The 15,758-nt window shown below is 57.3% G+C and carries 11 protein-coding genes and 1 tRNA gene; 4 read left to right on the forward strand and 8 right to left on the reverse strand.

Annotated elements, in window-relative coordinates; all coding sequences use genetic code 11:
* Window positions 1-4: 4 nt before the first annotated feature.
* The 5 genes from mtgA to ACR0DJ_RS15190 all read right to left on the reverse strand — a co-directional run bounded on the left by mtgA (window position 5) and on the right by ACR0DJ_RS15190 (window position 8,298).
* A complete protein-coding gene (mtgA, locus tag ACR0DJ_RS15170; RefSeq protein WP_257599644.1) occupies window positions 5-739 on the reverse strand; it encodes a monofunctional biosynthetic peptidoglycan transglycosylase in 735 nt (244 codons plus the stop codon).
* 39 nt (window positions 740-778) lie between these two features.
* Entirely contained in the window at window positions 779-1,693 is a 915-nt protein-coding gene (locus ACR0DJ_RS15175) for a Hint domain-containing protein (protein WP_480685494.1), read from the reverse strand.
* Window positions 1,694-1,873: 180 nt separating this feature from the next.
* Window positions 1,874-6,406, reverse strand: coding sequence for a glutamate synthase large subunit (gene gltB, locus ACR0DJ_RS15180; RefSeq protein WP_480685495.1), 4,533 nt, complete (start codon window positions 6,404-6,406; stop codon window positions 1,874-1,876).
* Window positions 6,403-6,840, reverse strand: a complete 438-nt coding sequence (locus ACR0DJ_RS15185; RefSeq protein WP_170345937.1) for a GFA family protein — start codon at window positions 6,838-6,840, stop codon at window positions 6,403-6,405. Before ACR0DJ_RS15185 ends, gltB begins: the two co-directional genes overlap by 4 nt.
* A 24-nt stretch (window positions 6,841-6,864) precedes the next feature.
* Window positions 6,865-8,298, reverse strand: coding sequence for an NAD(P)-dependent oxidoreductase (locus ACR0DJ_RS15190; protein ID WP_480685497.1), 1,434 nt, complete (start codon window positions 8,296-8,298; stop codon window positions 6,865-6,867).
* Window positions 8,299-8,528: 230 nt separating this feature from the next.
* Between ACR0DJ_RS15190 and ACR0DJ_RS15195 the strand changes: the two genes are divergently transcribed.
* Window positions 8,529-9,332, forward strand: a complete 804-nt coding sequence (locus ACR0DJ_RS15195) for an undecaprenyl-diphosphate phosphatase (protein ID WP_425079492.1) — start codon at window positions 8,529-8,531, stop codon at window positions 9,330-9,332.
* Here ACR0DJ_RS15195 and ACR0DJ_RS15200 read toward each other — a convergent pair whose 3' ends face one another.
* Window positions 9,333-10,316, reverse strand: a complete 984-nt coding sequence (locus ACR0DJ_RS15200) for a complex I NDUFA9 subunit family protein (protein ID WP_480685499.1) — start codon at window positions 10,314-10,316, stop codon at window positions 9,333-9,335.
* A gap of 201 nt (window positions 10,317-10,517) precedes the next feature.
* On the opposite strand from ACR0DJ_RS15200, the gene ACR0DJ_RS15205 reads away from it, so the two are divergent.
* Together ACR0DJ_RS15205 and ACR0DJ_RS15210 are read left to right on the forward strand one after the other, a co-directional pair.
* Window positions 10,518-10,604, forward strand: a tRNA-Leu gene (locus ACR0DJ_RS15205).
* 163 nt (window positions 10,605-10,767) lie between these two features.
* The gene (locus tag ACR0DJ_RS15210) at window positions 10,768-11,133 is read left to right on the forward strand and encodes an Arm DNA-binding domain-containing protein (RefSeq protein WP_480685501.1); all 366 of its coding nucleotides are present in this window, start codon (window positions 10,768-10,770) and stop codon (window positions 11,131-11,133) included.
* Here ACR0DJ_RS15210 and ACR0DJ_RS15215 read toward each other — a convergent pair.
* Both ACR0DJ_RS15215 and ACR0DJ_RS15220 read right to left on the reverse strand, forming a co-directional pair.
* Window positions 11,103-12,005 carry a class I SAM-dependent methyltransferase gene (locus tag ACR0DJ_RS15215; RefSeq protein WP_480685502.1) on the reverse strand — a complete coding sequence of 301 codons (903 nt, stop codon included), beginning with the start codon at window positions 12,003-12,005 and terminating at the stop codon, window positions 11,103-11,105. The two genes, ACR0DJ_RS15210 and ACR0DJ_RS15215, sit on opposite strands and share 31 nt — an antisense overlap.
* 562 nt (window positions 12,006-12,567) lie before the next feature.
* Window positions 12,568-13,530, reverse strand: coding sequence for a viperin family antiviral radical SAM protein (locus tag ACR0DJ_RS15220; protein WP_480685504.1), 963 nt, complete (start codon window positions 13,528-13,530; stop codon window positions 12,568-12,570).
* Between the two features lie 97 nt (window positions 13,531-13,627).
* On the opposite strand from ACR0DJ_RS15220, the gene ACR0DJ_RS15225 reads away from it, so the two are divergent.
* Window positions 13,628-15,646 (forward strand): hypothetical protein, encoded by a 2,019-nt coding sequence (locus ACR0DJ_RS15225; RefSeq protein WP_480685505.1) that lies wholly within the window; start codon window positions 13,628-13,630, stop codon window positions 15,644-15,646.
* Window positions 15,647-15,758 lie beyond the last annotated feature (112 nt).

A 15,758-nucleotide genomic window follows, 5' to 3' on the forward strand; every position in this document is an offset into this window, starting at 1 on the left:
GGTTTCAATCCTCGAAACAATCCGCGCGACCATCTGCGCGGATGGTGGCCGCCCCATCGAGGATTGAAGCCGCCCGTCTGCGGGTGTGCGCAGTCGGGTCCGTGACCGACCGGTTGCGCGGGGACGGCAGGATTGCGGCAATCCGTGCCGCCTGAACCGAAGTCAGCTTTGCCGCGCTGGTGTTGAAATAGCGTTGCGCCGCAGCTTCGACCCCAAACACGCCATTTCCGGTTTCGGCGACATTCAAATACACCTCAAGAATACGCTGCTTGCTCCAGAATATCTCAACCAACGGCGTGATCGAGGTTTCCAAAGCCTTGCGCACCCAGCTGCGGCCCTGCCAGAGGAACACATTCTTCACCACCTGTTGCGTGATGGTCGACGCACCGCGACTTCCGCCATCCTCAAGCGCATCGCGAATGGCTTCAACGTCAAATCCCCAATGCAGACAGAAATTTGCGTCCTCAGCCGCCACAACCGATCTTGCCATGATCGGGGCCATGTCCTCGATCGGCACCCATTCGCGTTCAACCTTTCCCAGCCGGCGCCATTCCGACCAGATGGTATGAGTCACGGGCGGGTTCACGACCGAATAAATCAGGACCAGACCAACGACGAGACACACGACTGCCATGGCCGCGCGCGCTACCCAGCGGCGAATCTGCCGCGCCACCGGTACTTTCTTTCTGGATGCCTTGCTTTTTTTACCGCCGGATTTGCGGGCTGCTTTCTTCGCCATGCCTCAGCTATACGACGCAGGGTTCCGGTTTGAAACGGCCTAAATCGCGAAAACACGCGCCTCGCGCGGATGAACGATCGGGCGCGCGGTTTTCAGCGACATCGGATCAAGCCCGGTCAATTCGGGAAACAAGTGCAGCACCTCGCTTTGCGTTTCACGATCCGAGGCCGACAACGCGTGCCCGGGATAATAGCTTTCGCTTTTCGCTCCGTTGGCGAAAATGATCTCATGCTGTTTGAACAAGAGGTGGAAATATTCAACCTCACCGCCCTCGACCCGTGTCACCGTGTCATCGTTGACCAGGGTATGCGCCGGAACCAGAGCTTCGGTATGGCCGAACAGATAGGACGCCTGCCAGTCTTCGATCAGCATCCGGTGCTGCGGTGAAACCAGCAAGGGGCGATCCAGACCGAACACCCCGGCATCGAAACGGATTGGAGCCAATTTGCCTTCGGCTGCGACGGTTTTAGACCCGACCCAGATCAAGGGTTGCGGTCCGTGATCCACCGTGATGACCAGATCACCAGCCTTCAAATCCTCAACCGCGCGCTCACCTTCCGGTGTCGCGATCATGGTCCCTGCCGTAAAACACGGCGGTCCCAGATTTCCGACATTCAGGGGGCCCGATGTATTGACAAAAGTGGTCGACACCAGCGTTCCAGGCTGAAGCACCTGGTTGTCTGTGGGGGTGAAAACCCGTGATCCATCGGCCAGGTAGAAAGTGGTTCCTGTATAGGTCACGTTCCCGACGCCTGACACGTTGATCGTAACAGTATCCCCCGGCCAGGAATTTGTTACGTCTTGTCCGTTGACCGTATCGCCACTGGGCGCGTCAATAAGATTGTCATCATTCACGTCAGTCAGGTTTAAACTGCTGACAGTGACGGCGGTTCCTCCCGGTGGCGGGTTTGCGGGATCAAAGGTGAAGAACTGATCGCGATATGTCGTTGGCATCCTTTTGCCCCTACTCTGTCACCATTGGAAACCGAAACAGGCCATGGCTATCACTACAAGGTAAAAAAAGCATGGCGAAATTCGGGAGAGCAGGCAAGAATCCCACTGAAACCGCTCAAAAGTCGGGGCCCCGCGTGCTGCAAATGGCACGCGGGGCCGGTTTTTTGATGGGATTTCGGGTTACTCCGCCGGAACTGCCGTGACTTCTTCGCTCAGCGGGTGGCTGAGCTTGTTCAGCATTTCCTTGGGACAAACCTGTAGGAAGTTGCCCTTTTCCACATCCCAATGCTGGAGAATATCCGCGGCCTTGCGGCTGTAAGTCTCCTCGGCGTGACGCATGATCAGGGCTTTCAACTGATCCACCCAATGGTCCACGGTGACGGGGCAGGTCACAAGCGTTTCCTTGTTCATCAACGCTTCGGCCTTGCCTTCGGGATCATAAAGATATGCCATGCCACCGGTCATCCCGGCACCGAAGTTGGCCCCGATGTCGCCAAGAATCACGGCCACACCGCCGGTCATGTACTCACACCCGTTCGAGCCACATCCTTCAACCACAACTTTGGCGCCCGAGTTGCGCACGGCAAACCGTTCACCCGCGCGGCCGGCCGCAAACAGATGGCCGTCAGTTGCACCGTAGAGAACCGTGTTGCCGATGATTGTGTTGTCGTCTGCCTTCAGCGGGCTGACCTGCGGCGGGCGCACAACGATCGTGCCGCCAGACAGGCCCTTGCCAACATAGTCATTGGCATCCCCCGACACTTCCAGCTTCAGACCCGGGGCAGCGAAAGCCCCCAGAGACTGACCGGCCGAACCCTGGAGTTTCACGTGCAGGTGGTCATCCTGGAACGTGTTCCGCATGCCGAAGTTCTGCACAATGTGGCTGGAAATACGGGTTCCGACAGTGCGGTGCGTGTTCTGGATGGCATATGACAACTGCATCTTCTCGCCGTCCTTCAGGAACCGTGCCGCATCGCGCACGATCTCGGCATCCAGCGTGTCGGGCACGGCGTTGCGGTCCTTGTCGCGATTGTACACGATGTTATGCGCACCATCGACGGTGATCAGCAGCGGGTTGAGATCCAGATCGTCCAAATGTGCCGAACCCCGGCTAACCTGCGCCAGCAGATCGGCCCGACCGATGATTTCATCCACGGAACGCGCGCCAAGGCTGGCCAGCAGCTCGCGCACTTCCTGCGCGTAGAAGGTGATCAGGTTCACCACCTTGTCCGCGTTGCCGGTGAACTTGGCACGCAGCGATTCATCCTGCGTGCAAACGCCGACGGGGCAGGTGTTCGACTGGCACTGACGCACCATGATACAGCCCATGGCGATCAGTGCGGCGGTGCCGATGCCGTATTCCTCGGCCCCCATCATCGCCGCCATGACGATGTCGCGCCCGGTGCGCAGGCCGCCATCGGTGCGCAGAGTCACCCGGTCGCGCAGGTTGTTCATCGCCAGAACCTGATGCGCCTCGGTCAGACCCATCTCCCATGGCAGACCGGCATATTTGATGCTGGTCGCGGGTGATGCGCCGGTACCGCCATTGTGACCCGAAATCAGGATAATATCCGCTTTCGCCTTGGCCACGCCGGCGGCGATCGTGCCGACGCCCGAGGACGCCACCAGTTTCACCGTCACCTTGCAGCGCGGGTTGATCTGTTTCAGGTCATAGATCAGCTGCGCCAGATCCTCGATCGAGTAGATGTCATGATGCGGCGGCGGAGAAATCAGCGTCACGCCCTTGGTCGAGTGCCGCAGGCGCGCGATCAGGTCGGTGACCTTCATGCCCGGCAGCTGGCCGCCCTCGCCCGGTTTCGCACCTTGGGCTACCTTGATTTCCAGCTCTTCGCACTGGTTGAGGTATTCAGCGGTCACACCGAACCGGCCCGAGGCCACCTGCTTGATCTTGGCCGAGGGGTTGTCGCCATTGGGTTCGGGCACGAAATGCGCCGGGTCCTCGCCGCCCTCGCCGCTGTCGGACTTCGCACCGATCCGGTTCATCGCCACGTTCAGCGTCTTGTGCGCCTCGGGGCTGAGCGCGCCCAGTGACATGCCCGGCGTGACGAACCGCTTGCGGATCGAGGTGATCGATTCCACCTCTTCGATCGGCACCGGCTTGCCCAACGGTTTGAAATCCATCAGGTCGCGCAGATGGATCGGCGGGTTCGATTGCATCTTGGCTGAATACTGCTTCCACAGCTCATAGGACGCCTTGTTGCAGGCCATCTGCAACATGTGCATCGAGGTCGCTTGCCACGCGTGGGTCTCGCCCGTTGCGCGGGCCTTGTAGAAACCACCGATGGGCAGAACGTCCAGACCACTGTTCCAGCCCTTGGCATGGATTTCTTCGGCCTTTGCCTGAATGCCGGTGACGCCGATGCCGGAAATCCGGCTGGTCATGCCCGGGAAATATTCTGCCACCATCGCGCGGCTCAGTCCAACAGCCTCGAAGTTCAGGCCTCCGCGATAAGACGAGATCACCGAGATCCCCATCTTGGCCATGATCTTCAGCAGGCCCTGGTCGATGGCCTCGCGATAGCGGGCAACATTTTCGGTCAGGGTGCCATCCAGCAACCCGCGTTCGATCCGGTCGGCCAGCGAGTCTTCGGCCAGATAGGCGTTCACAACGGTCGCGCCACAGCCGATCAGAACCGCAAAGTAATGCGGATCGACACATTCAGCCGAGCGTACGTTCAAGGAACAGAACGTCCGCAGGCCCTGACGGGTCAGGTGCGAGTGCACTGCGCTGGTGGCAAGGATCATCGGCATCGCCACACGATCTTCACCCGAGTTCATATCGGTCAGCACCAGATGCCCTGCGCCAGACCGTACCGCCTCTTCAGCTTCGGCTCTGACACGGGCCAAAGCAGCGCTCAGCGCGCCTTGACCGGGCTCAAAGCTGCAATCGATCTCGGCCAGCGGAGCATTGAGGTTCCCAACCAGTTCATCCCATTGTGCGTTTCCGACAAAGGGGCTTTCCAGAACGATGATCTCGGTCTGGCTGCTGTCCTCATCCAGCACGTTCTTCAGGTTCCCGAACCGGGTTTTCAAGGACATGACGCGGTATTCGCGCAAACTGTCGATCGGCGGGTTGGTGACCTGGCTGAAATTCTGCCGGAAGAAATGGCTGAGCGGGCGGTATTGCTTGGACAGAACCGCCGAGGGCGTATCGTCTCCCATGGACGCCAGCGCTTCTTTGCCATCTTCAGCCATGGGCGCAAGAATCTGCTCCAGCTCTTCGACTGAATAGCCTGCCGCGATCTGGCGCTTGCGCAGATCTTCACCCGAAAAAATCGGCTTTTCGGTCACGCCTGCCAACGCCTCGTCCAGATCGTTGATCTTGCCGACCCATTCGCCAAACGGCAATGCGCTCGCCAGTTTGTCCTTGATCTGCTTGTCGCGGTACAGCTTGCCCTTTTTCATATCGACGGCCAGCATCTGACCGGGGCCCAGCGCGCCTTTTTCGGTCACTGTGGACTCATCAATCGGCACCATGCCGGCCTCGGATCCTGCAATGACAAGACCATCGCCAGTCACGACGTAACGCATCGGACGCAGGCCGTTACGGTCCAGCCCGGCGCAGACCCAGCGGCCATCCGTCATGGCCAGTGCGGCAGGGCCGTCCCACGGCTCCATCACCGAGTTGCAGTAGGAATACATGTCACGCCACGCCTGCGGCAGTTCCACCGCCTGCTTGGACCAGCTTTCCGGAACCAGCATGGTTTTCGCCATCGGGGCCGAGCGGCCCGCGCGCACCAGAACCTCAAAAACCGAGTCCAATGCTGCCGAATCCGACGATCCTCCGGCGATGATCGGTTTGATATCCTCGGCATAATCCCCAAACGTCGAGGACGCCATGCGGATCTCGTGGCTTTTCATCCAGTTGATGTTGCCTTTCAGCGTGTTGATCTCACCATTATGCGCCAGCATGCGGAAGGGCTGCGCCAGCCACCATTGCGGGAAGGTGTTGGTGGAATAGCGCTGGTGATAGATGGCGAAGGCGGATTCAAACCGTTCGTCCATCAGATCGGGATAGAAGACGGCAACCTGCTCGGCCAGCATCATGCCCTTGTAGATGATCGAACGGCAGGACAACGACGCCAGGTACAGCCCGGAAATACCGGCAGCCGAGGCGGCCTTTTCAATACGGCGACGAATGACATAGAGCTCGCGCTCGAAGGTTTCTTCGTCCACGCCCTTGGAATTCGAGATCAGGATCTGCTCGATCTCGGGCCGGGTGGCGTTGGCTTTTTCACCCAGACAGGTGACATCGACCGGCACATGACGCCAGCCGTAGATGTAATAGCCCATGCGCAGAACTTCGGTTTCCACGATGGTCCGACACTGTTCCTGTGCGCCAAAGTCGGTGCGCGGCAGGAAAACCTGACCAACGGCGATCAGTTCATCCAACTTGGGCTCGTGGCCTGTGCGCCTGATCTGATCGTAGAAAAACGACACCGGAATCTGCACGTGAATGCCCGCGCCATCGCCGGTCTTGCCGTCCGCATCAACCGCGCCGCGGTGCCAGATCGCCTTGAGTGCGTCGATACCGGCGTCCACAACCTTGCGCGACGCTTTCCCATCCACGGACACAACGAGACCTACGCCACAGGAAGAATGCTCTTCCTCCTCGGAATAGAGACCATTTTCAGCCATCCATTTGCGCTTGGCTTCTTCGGCCCGCACCCAATCGGCATCATATTTGGTCATTGGCTGTCTCCTTCGTCAGAGGGGGCATACATGGCTTCGACCTCGGCTTTGGTCATCTGCCGGCGTTCGCCTGCGAACGCGTAGCCCTCGGGCTTTTTGTCGATGTAAAGTTCAAGTTTCAGCGGGTTGCCTGCGGCGTTGTCGAACAGGCCGGCCGCCATTTGTGTCTGGCCGTGCATCTCGCCCGGAAGCGTGATCCGATACCAAAGCGCCGAGCCACAATCGGCGCAAAAGGCGCGCTCGGCCCAGTCAGAGGAAGTGAAGGTTTTGACCGGGCCAAGCGCGGCATAGCCTTCTTCGGCCTGAAACGTCACAAGCATGGAACTGGTCCAGCGGCGGCATTGGTCGCAATGGCACGCCCCAAGCGCATCCCGCGCCGGAGTTGCCGTCACCGTGACCGCGCCACACATGCATTGGCCTTGCAATTCAGGCATTTCAAACCCTCCTGGTCGCCGGGATTATTCAGCCGCAACGGCAGATTTTGCATTGAAGCGTTCGATGATCGCATCAGCGCAGTCACGACCGTCCCGGATCGCCCAGACCACCAGCGAGGCACCGCGCACGATGTCACCGATTGCATAGACTCCGTCCATTTCGGTCTCGCCGGTTTGGAACGCCGCCTTGATCGTACCCCAGCGGGTGACCGGCAGGTCGGGTTGTCCAAACAGCGTGGGCAGGTCTTCAGGTTCGAATCCAAGCGCCTTGATCACAAGATCGGCTTCTTCGACATAGTCCGCGCCCTCGATGACTTCGGGGGCCTGACGACCGGACGCGTCTGGCTGTCCTAGGCGCATCTTCTGAACGATAACACCCTTGACCGTGTCTTCACCCGTGAACCCTTTGGGTGCGCTGAGCCATTCGAAGATCACACCTTCTTCTTCGGCGTTCTGTGTTTCACGCTGTGATCCCGGCATGTTGGCGCGGTCCCGGCGATACAGACATTTGACAGAAGTCGCGCCCTGGCGGATCGAAGTGCGGACGCAATCCATCGCGGTGTCACCGCCGCCAATCACGACAACTTTCTTGCCGTCGGCGTTCAAGCGACCGCTGTCGAAATCTTCGACCTCGTCGCCAAAGCTCTTACGGTTCGAGGCCGTCAGGAAGTCGATTGCCTTCTCGATCCCGGCCAGACCGCTGCCCGGCATTGCCAGGTCGCGCGACTTGTAGACACCGGTCGCAATGATAACGGCATCATGCCTGGCCCTGATTTCCTGGAACTTGGCCGCGTCCACGTCGCAGTTCAGAACAAACTCGACCCCACCATCTGCCAGCAGGTCATTGCGGCGCTGAACAACGTCTTTTTCCAGCTTGAAACCCGGAATGCCATACATCAGCAGACCACCGGCCCGGTCATAACGGTCGTATACCGTGACCTGGATACCAGCCTGGCGCAGCATATCCGCGGCGGCCAATCCACCGGGGCCTGCACCAATGATACCCACGCTTTCAGCGCGCTCGACCGATGGAGCGACCGGCTGGACCCAGCCTTTTTCCCATGCGGTATCCGTTATGTATTTCTCGATCGAACCAATCGTGACCGTTCCATGGCCCGACTGTTCGATCACGCAGTTGCCCTCGCACAGGCGGTCCTGTGGACAGATGCGCCCGCAGATCTCGGGGAAGGTATTGGTGGCCTGGCTTACCTGATAGGCTTCTTCCAGACGTCCGGTCGCAGTCAGGCGCAACCAGTCGGGAATATTGTTGTGCAACGGGCAATGCGACTGGCAGTAAGGAACACCGCATTGGCTGCACCGACTCGCCTGTTCGGCTGCTTTTTCAGCGGCGAACTCGGAATAGATCTCGTCAAAGTCGTCCTTGCGGTCATTGGCAGCACGCTTTTCCGGCATGACGCGGTCGATCTGCACAAATTTCAGCATCGGTTGCTTGGCCACGGGTCAGACTCCATGAATTGGCTAGGTTCCGTTTCTTTACGGGATGAACTTTTGGATGAAAAGTCAATTATACTGACCTAAATTGAAAAAATGCGGCGCGCCTTTAAGAAAAAGGAAAAATAATTGGAAATTTTAGATCCGTTTCGGACCTATATGCGCGCTTTCCTTTTTTCCATCGCCCTTATACCCATAACCCACAAAGAACACGTGGCAGCAGCACGGCAGGGCAGATGAGTTTGTTTCACCTGATTCTCGTAGCAATCATTCAGGGAATCACTGAGTTTTTGCCCATATCTTCATCCGGTCACCTGATCCTGCTGCCCAACCTGTCGGGGTTGCAGGACCAGGGTCAAGCCATTGATGTCGCGGTGCATGTGGGAACCCTGGGCGCCGTGGTGCTGTATTTCTGGTCGGATGTGAAACAGGCCATTGCCGGGTTGCCGCGCGCGCTGACCGGACGCGCGGATACACCGCAGGCCCGGCTTGCTCTGGGCCTGATCGTTGCAACTGTTCCTACCGTGATCGCGGGCCTCATTCTGCATGTCACCGGGTTGAGCCAGGCCATGCGCTCGATCACGGTCATCGGATGGACAATGCTGGGTTTCGGTCTGCTGCTGTATTGGGTGGATCAGAAGGCTCCTGAAACCAAAGGGGCCGAAAACTGGGGAATACGCGACGCGCTCATAATGGGTCTGTGGCAGGTTCTTGCCCTGATCCCTGGCACGTCCCGTTCCGGGATAACCATAACCGGCGCGCGGCAATTGGGATACACCCGTGAAGACGGCGCGCGGATTGCCATGCTGATGTCGATCCCGACGATTCTGGCGTCGGGCACTCTGCTGGCATTGGATGCCGTGCGCGGGGCCGATATGCAACTGGCCCGGGATGGGGCCATTGCGGCACTGTTTGCCTTTCTTTCGGCCCTGCTGGCGCTCAGCTTGATGATGCGGCTTCTGCGCAGCGTCAGCTTCACACCCTACGTCATCTACCGTGTCATTCTAGGCCTGATACTTTTGATCATGGCCTACAGCTGATCAGATGCGCAGGTTTTTGGCCGAGTTCTGAATGTCGTCATACTGACCCGAGGGGCGGAACTTCCACAGGTATTCCGGCAGCACCGATTCCAGCGTGGTCGGTTCAATCCCAAGATCTGCAAATGACTTGGCACCCTCGGCGACAACATTGTCATGGCGCAGGTTCTTGAGCTGGTCGCGGGTCAAAATGTTGTTGGGGAACAGCTGGAAGCTGACAAACTTAACCATGTCCAGCACACCGGCCATGATCCGGGCAACAAAGAACGGCAGACCGATGATGACGCGGCGACGGTGAATCACTTCAAGCATTTGCTGCATCAGGGCGCGGAAGGTTTTCACCTCGGGGCCGCCAAGCTCGTAGATACCCGGCTCTGCCTGTCCCAGAACACCTTTGACGGCAGCCTGCGCCACATCGTCTACATAAACCGGCTGGAATTTTGTCTCGGCCCCGACCAAAGGCAGGAACGGTCCCAGGCGGGTCATTCCGGCGAAACGGTTGAAGAACTGGTCTTCGGTGCCAAAAATCACCGAAGGACGCAGGATCACGGCATTTGGCATATGCTTCAAAACGCCCGCTTCGCCATGTGCTTTGGTCCGGGAATACGCGCTGGCTGAATTCGCATCTGCACCGATGGCCGAGATATGAACCATCCGCTTGATGCCCTGCTCGGCCGCCAAACGCGCGATGCGTTCAGCTCCTTCGGTCTGTACGGTATCAAAACCGTTCTTGCCAAGCTCGTTCAGCACACCCACGCAGTTCACAACCGCATCGGCGCTCTGCATCGCCAGCGCCACCGAGGCATCATCCCGGATATTGCACAGCACCGGTTCGACCTGACCCACGGCACCATAGGGTTTGACGAACATGGCCTCGTTCGGGCGACGTACGGCTACCCGGACACGCCAACCCTCTCTCGCCATGCGCCGCGCGATGTAGCGACCGACAAATCCCGATCCGCCAAAAATCGTCACCAGTTTCGACATGAGAGGGCTCCTGCTGAGAAATTGCGCCCTAGAACTAGCGCCCGCAGGCCAGGCAAACAAGGCGCTAATTCGCCGCGACAGTGTTGAAAATCATGGGCTGAAAACACCGGCCGGGAACCGAAATAAAAAAACTTCAAAAAATCTCACCGAATCTGGTTGACGCCCCCCACGACTAGGCTTAAACGCCCCTCCACGACACCTGCCCAGGTGGCGGAATTGGTAGACGCGCTAGCTTCAGGTGCTAGTGTCCGTATGGACGTGGAGGTTCGAGTCCTCTCCTGGGCACCATTCATCCGAACATAGATGGCCTTGAACGCTCTGTTTCATTGAGTGTTTTACCGAATCTCAATTACCGCCCTGAAGGTGGTGGAACGCTCCACACCCGCGGAAAACACGACACTAGAGGGTTTGATTGGGGCTTCACCCCAAAAAGCACGAGCTTGATGCCCCAATGGCACTTTCCGATCTTTGGATTCGAAAGGCATGGCCAAGTCCAAAACCATTCAAATTGGCGGATGCTGTCGGCTTGTTCGCATTGGCAAGGCCAAGTGGCTCGGGACTATGGCACCGGAACTATCGTCATCTTGAACTTTGCCGAACGCATGGCAACGTCCTGCCGCACCAGCAGCCGGTTTTTCGTTCACGAAGCCTGGGTAAATGCCTGCAACGCGAGGCAAGGCCGAAGATTGTTTTTCTCGACAAGCGCTTTTGCGCACGCGTTGAACGCTGCAACCCGGGATCTGACTGCTTTGTCCGGATCAAAAACCTGCATGAATTGCTTGGTGTTCAAATCCGTTTGAGCGTGATGACCGACTGAGCAAACCTGGATTTGTCATCTATGACGTCAACGACTTTGAAGTCCGGGGCCCAGTTCTCTTCGATATAGGAAACTGGCACGATCGTATCGCCGTAAGTCTTGTTGCCATCTGTGCCTTCCATGAAGACCAGTTCGCCGCTGTCATAACGCGCGGCAAACTCGGGCACCCTATCTGCGGACTCTGCAAGCAGCTTGTGCCAAGCGTTCGACCCTCTTCGTTTTCCAAGTTGGAAGTGACGAAGCAAACCAATTCTGCTTCCAAATATTTTCGGACCCAATATCTCGCGCCCGCGATTTTCAATGTATCTCAGGAACCGCCTCGGCTGGACCGTGATCACCAGCACAGCGCCGGGTTTGGTAACGCGCGCGAGCTCGGTACGCCAATGCAAATGAACATCCTCTGGCAGATGCGTGAAAACTGAATACGCCATTGCAGACGAAATCTTGCCATCGGGCAGGGAAAACGCGCCCAATGGGGAAATATGCATGAACTCGCCTGGCAGAGCTCTTTTCCGGCACTCATCAATGATGTCGGCATTTACATCAGCGGCGAATATTGATCGGCTGGGATAATCTTTGGAAAACAGACGAATATACCGTCCCCAACCACATCCGAAATCCAAAAAGCAATCGTCCTTGCTGGGGTTTTCGCCGTGCGTTGAAAACATCTGCTTTGCGTGCACGTAAAAACCATGCGCTTCTCTGATTGCACTGGAAAGCGCGCTTCCGACATATTCGACTTGAATATCATTTGGAGGAAAGTCCGGCAGAGCGCTTGCAAGCTCGCCGCCTTTGTTTTCGGCTTTATCCAGCCATAGCTGAAGCCATTCGGCATCGGTCAGTTCGTTGAAGCTCTTATACAGGTCTTTCATGTCCGCTGCCCAGTAACTGGAATAATGCTCTTTGGATACGATACGAAATGCGCGATTACAATTGATTGAATTTCTGGCCTTCAGTCGACGGCCCAAGTCTTGCCAACGCACCTAGCGCGAGCGGGTGCACGTTGAGTGCCCGAGCCGAAAGATCAACCGATTTGGAGGCGGCACGACGGTGCGGGACGTCGATGGATAGAGTTCTGTGTCGGCCAAAGGTGGCGCCACAGCACTTCCGTCATGGGCTCGAAGCATTCATCTGACGGTTCAGGCGGGTCGATCCGGTTCGAAGGGCGGTAAAACCGGACAAACCCGCCTTTGCTGTGGTGTCAGTGCCAACCCATCATATACGCGCAGATTCAGCAGCTTGATCGCTGCTGACGGGCTGACAAGATAGCCAACGCATCACATCTGCCGTTATCTGCCGGGATAGCTTCTCAAGCAGAACGCGCATATTGCCTCTCATGAACCCGGCCGCGTTTGCAGGCCCAGCCGGCCTCTGGAAGCTTCCCGATCACTTTGCTTACGTCTTTATCGCCGCAATACTTCTGCGCCGAAAAGCTCATCGGTAACGGTCGGCGAAACCGAGCGCCGAGAATCCGACAGACTCCAAGGCAGCACCCGGACCAGCATCCAGTATGGGTCTGCTGTATCGGTATCCTTCCTTCAGGGTATCATTGTGGTTCTGGTAAAAACGGCCCTTCGGATCGATCATCAGGTACGACCCCAGCATGTCTGCGTTGTCTTCAACGCGGATGATGTCCTTCAACGAGCGGTGCCTGTGCACAAAGGCCCGGAACTGCTTATCCGTCACCATGCCGGCCGTGGTTGTCATCGGAAGCGCCCGGAGGATCTTCCACTTGTGGGGTGCCAATTGCGCAATGACTCGAGCCAAGTCCGCCTCATGGTTCTGGGAATTCACGACCGTATTGATCTTCAGCTTCAGGTCAGGGTTGTCTGAGCGCGCCATTGCGACGCTGTCCCTCAAAGCCTCTAGATCCAACTGCCGAGCGCGACGGTCTTCGCGGCCGATCGCCTTGTTCGTGTGCATGTCGGCCGCGTCCAGGCTTACTCCCAGCCAATCGAGATGCGGCGCCAGGGCAGACATGGTTTCCGCATCAAGCCTGCTGCCGTTGGTAATGATCGAAACATCGAACCCGATTTGGGCGGCCAGCTCAACGGCACGGATCAGGTCAGCGCGACACAACAATGGCTCACCGCCAGCAAAATTGAGACGGACACGCCGCCAAGTCAAAGTGCCATTCAAAGGGTTCTTCAAATTCGCAGGATCGAAAAAAGCCCAGAGCGACCGCAGCAATTTGGCTGTGTTGTCCGGCTGGCGGATCACGTCGCGCGCTGAAGACGGTCGTTCCCACTTGGCATAGCAATACACGCATCGGTAGTTGCAAGCTTCGTTGACGTGCCAATTGATGACCAGTTGGTCGATGCTGTGTTTCAGGGAAGTTTCCACGTTTGGTTCTCCATGTTCATTACATGATTCGAACCTGCCACCGGCGCGCTTCAAAATATCTGACACAAAACGTGCAAACCAATTTCCCGGCGTTGCCCCCCTTCATAATAATACTTATTGTCAAGCAGTTACACTGTTTATGAGGGTTCTCTTGGCACTTGTACCTCCTCCGGAAGCCATCTTTGTCGAACTGTCCCGGTCTTTCTTTGGCTCGGTAATGGGCAAGCGAGAAAAAACGCGCCTTCTTCGGCGAGAGCTTTCGATGAAGCAGATCGAAAAAGAGCACCGTAGAAGTTGTAGAGAGCTCTGCGTTGCTCTTGAGTTTGATGAGAGCGCAGTCCGGGATGCCGAACAAAATATCTGGGAAGTGGTAATGTCCTTTTGGCGGATCGAGCAGGAGCTTTGGACATTCGACGCGCCGATCCAACATATTGTCTGGGAGCTTTTGATTCACCTGTACGTGCCAGGCGCTGCCCGACGGGCCGCATTCTGGATGATCGACGACCGTTCGGATGATGGTTTGCCGGACGGGCGGTTTTGGTTTTTGCCGGAACCGGATCCCGCGGACCCATCAAGGCTTCAGCTTCCGGTTCAACAGGTTTTGGATTGGGCTTTCGATCTGATCGGTCTGTCAGTTGAGGGTTACGCCGTTCGATTGGCGGAAGATCAGATCGAAAATGGAATCTGCAACCCGGACAAAGACCCCAAAGCAAAAATCGCACGGGCGCTTTACCGCTGGCAACAAGGCATAGCTCTTCCTGACCAGGACAGTATCAAACGCACATTTCCGGACAGGTTGGCCGAGTCCGGGGATACAGGACCAAACCCGAAATCCCGGCTACCGTTTTCCGGATGTTGGGAATACGACAAGGGCGAAGATCTGGAATACAACTACCAATCGGCCCGGGATTTCATTCAGGCCCGAAATCTTTCCATCCCACGGCTGCGTTTTGACCTGGGCATTTCAGAAGACGCCCTGAGCCGCGCCCTCGATGGGCATCCGCCCGAGGACGAGAAGGCAAGATTTACCTTTCTTGTAAGTCGGCGCTTTGCGCGGCCCAGCATGAAGACCATTCGCCAAATGTTGTTGCTCGCGCGCGCGATGCAGGACGGTTACTTGCGCCTTCTCAAACTGCTTTGCCCGGATGTTCAGCCCACATGCGCCGATCCCCGTGAAAACCGCGTTCTGGAACTGACCCACATCTTCAAGCTGGTCTACAACCTGACACTGGAAGCCTATCGCAGCACGGCCGGGCACGAAACAGGGGCTCAGGACCAGCATTTCGAGGCCAAACTGAAGGCTTGCGTTCCTTGGATGGAGAGTGCGTTTGCGACGATCATACCCTCGAATTTTCGGTATCCGGATGCAACACGCACGGGCATCTGTGAACGCCTGAGCCGACGCTTTTCCGAGATACAAGACGGTGATCGACTACAGGCTTACCTCCCCGGCTCCGGGGATCGCGACGAGCTCAGGAAAATTGTCGAGCGCGAATACCGGTCATCAAAAAACGTCGTGGCCGAATTTCAGGATCACCAGCGGCATTGTGAAAGACTGGATCATCAGGCTGCCGCGGAAGAAATCGAAAAGGAAACGCGCCTTTGGTTTCTGAACAATCTTGCGCAGGATACGAACGTTCCTGGCGTGATCCGAGCCGCCTCGACGAACCGACTCGCGACAATCGCAAAGGGGACTGCGCTGGAAGGCGTTTGGTTCCGGGACGCGCTTGAAGCGGCTCGTCAGAGGGGCGACAGGACACGCGTCGACAAACTGCTGAGTGAGACGAAAGAGCTTGACCCTTCGGACCGCTGGCGTCCGGTTTGGCTTCACCAAAAAGCACGGCATCACATCAATCTCAATGAATGGAACCAGGCAAAAACATGCTTGAAGGAAGCAATCGAGCTGACGCGGATACAAAGCTTCGGCCCGACCCGCGGCCTTCTTTCACTTGACCTGCTTGGGCTGGAGTTGACGAAGTCAGCATATAACCAGCGAAATCACGGCGGACTGGTCAGAGATGTGATCATGTTCGGAGTCGTGGACGTCCCGCCAACGGACAAGTGGGTAGTTGTCACGGCGGAAACCCATTTCTGGGAAGAGGTGTATCAACCCTACGCAGGGACGACGAGGCGAAAGAGGGCGAGCAAACAGCGCAGCCAGAGGCGCTAACCACGAACAAAAGCATGTACCGTCAAGATCTGGGCCGAAAACTGCGACAGACCACCGAAGGGGCACCAACACGATCAATGGCACCGCTGTGGCGGATCATGTGTTTTGCCCA

This window comes from Ruegeria sp. BF10 (assembly GCF_056538725.1).